The organism is Mesorhizobium sp. M1A.F.Ca.IN.020.06.1.1 (genome assembly GCF_004023265.1).
Classification (GTDB): domain Bacteria; phylum Pseudomonadota; class Alphaproteobacteria; order Rhizobiales; family Rhizobiaceae; genus Mesorhizobium.
The window spans coordinates 1-1,887 of sequence record NZ_RZSR01001071.1 but is presented as its reverse complement, the minus strand read 5'-3'; the positions used below and the strand labels follow the sequence as shown (position 1 = coordinate 1,887).

Here is a 1,887-nt window from a genome sequence, read left to right as displayed (position 1 = left end):
TCCTTCTGGTCGGTGTAGGCGGCGATGAAGCCGTCGAAGCGGATGACCGAGCCGACCGCGCGTAGCTCGGCGGTGCGGGCGCCGTTGACCGCCTCGATCTCGACCGTGGTGCGCTCGATCTCGGCCGGCTGCATCTGGCTGGCGATCGCGCGCTTCCAGATCAGCTCATAGAGGCGCGCCTGATCGGCATCGAGATATTGCCTGACCGATGCCGGCGTGCGCTTGAAATCGGTAGGGCGGATCGCCTCATGCGCTTCCTGGGCGTTCTTGGCCTTGACCGAATAATAGCGTGGGTTTTCGGGCAGGTATTTCGCGCCGAACTCGCTGGCGATGGCATCGCGCGCCGCGGTGATCGCCTCCGGCGCCATCTGCACGCCGTCGGTTCGCATATAGGTGATGAGGCCGGCGGTCTCGCCGCCGACATCCATGCCTTCGTAAAGCTTCTGCGCCACCTGCATGGTGCGGTTGGCCGAGAAGCCGAGCCGCGAGGAGGCGGCCTGCTGCAGCGTCGAGGTGGTGAAGGGCGGGCCCGGATTGCGCTTGGTGGGCTTGGCTTCGACCGACAGCGCCTTGAAGGTCGCACCTTCGAGCATCGCCTTGATGTCGTCGGCCTGGGCCTTGTTGGCGATGTCGAGCTTCTGCAGCTTCTTGCCGGCATAGGCGGTCAGCCGCGCCTCGAAACTGTCGTTGCGCGGCGTGTTGAGGATGGCGGCGATCTGCCAGTATTCCTCGCGGACGAAGCGCTCGATCTCGGATTCGCGGTCGCAGACCAGCCGCAGCGCCACCGACTGGACGCGCCCGGCGGAACGGGCGCCCGGCAGCTTGCGCCACAGCACCGGCGAGAGGGTGAAGCCGACGAGATAGTCGAGCGCGCGGCGCGCGAGATAGGCGTCCACCAGCGGCGCATCGATCTGGCGCGGATTGGCCATGGCCTCCATTACCGAGGTCTTTGTTATGGCGTTGAAGACGACGCGGCTGACCGGCTTGTCCTTCAGCGCGCGCTTCTGCCTCAGCACTTCCAGCACATGCCAGGAAATCGCCTCGCCCTCGCGATCCGGGTCGGTGGCGAGGATCAGCCCGTCGGCGTCCTTGACCGCCTTGGCGATGTCGGCGAGGCGCTTGCCGGAGGCGGTGTCTACCGACCAGGACATGGCGAAGTCCTCGTCCGGGCGCACCGAGCCGTCCTTGGCCGGCAGATCGCGGACATGGCCGAACGAGGCCAGGACCTTATAGTTCTTGCCCAGATATTTGTTGATTGTCTTCGCCTTGGCCGGCGATTCGACGACGACGACGTCCATGAGGTCTCTTATCAGCTGTGAGGCGGCGGAAGAGCTCCGCGGCGCACGACGAAATCCCACTCTTTTCGTCGCTCACATGGCCGTGCTTTTGCAATCGGTCAAGGGGACAGGCCCAATTTGCGAACTGGCCGACAGCGATACACTCTTAGAGTGTATGGCGGAGAACACATTTTTTGGCGCACCGACGGATCGTGTCTTGGTTCGGTCTTTTACCGAGGGGAGTCGCCGACAGAACCAGCATCGGCCCGGCGGTACGCGGACGGCACGCGGCACTGGCGCGCCATCCATTGAACGCGCAGCGGCCGCCGCTTCTTCCTCGGCTAGCGACCACGCGCCACACAATGGTGATTGGCACGAGGGCGCCGGCATCGCTATATCGGCGCCAGCACAACCGGGGCATCGTGAAATGGCATTGGACATCGGCTATGTCAGCGCGGTCGGAGCAGGGGCGATCTCGTTCCTGTCGCCGTGCGTGCTGCCGCTGGTGCCGCCTTATCTTTGCTACATGGCCGGCGTTTCGGTCGACGATTTCCGCGGCAACGCCGGCGCGACGGCGCGCGAAGGCGCACGTGGCGCGCTGCTCTATGCC

General features: G+C 65.0%; 2 protein-coding genes. One reads left to right on the top strand and one right to left on the bottom strand.

What is annotated here, in order from left to right:
• Positions 1-1,298, bottom strand: a 1,298-nt coding sequence (gene topA / locus EOA60_RS31020) for a type I DNA topoisomerase (RefSeq protein WP_128312474.1), incomplete at its 3' end; no start/stop codon positions are given.
• Between the two features lie 406 nt (positions 1,299-1,704).
• On the opposite strand from topA, the gene EOA60_RS31015 reads away from it, so the two are divergent.
• Positions 1,705-1,887 (top strand): cytochrome c biogenesis protein CcdA (locus tag EOA60_RS31015; protein WP_245502653.1); only part of this gene is annotated, 183 nt, incomplete at its 3' end.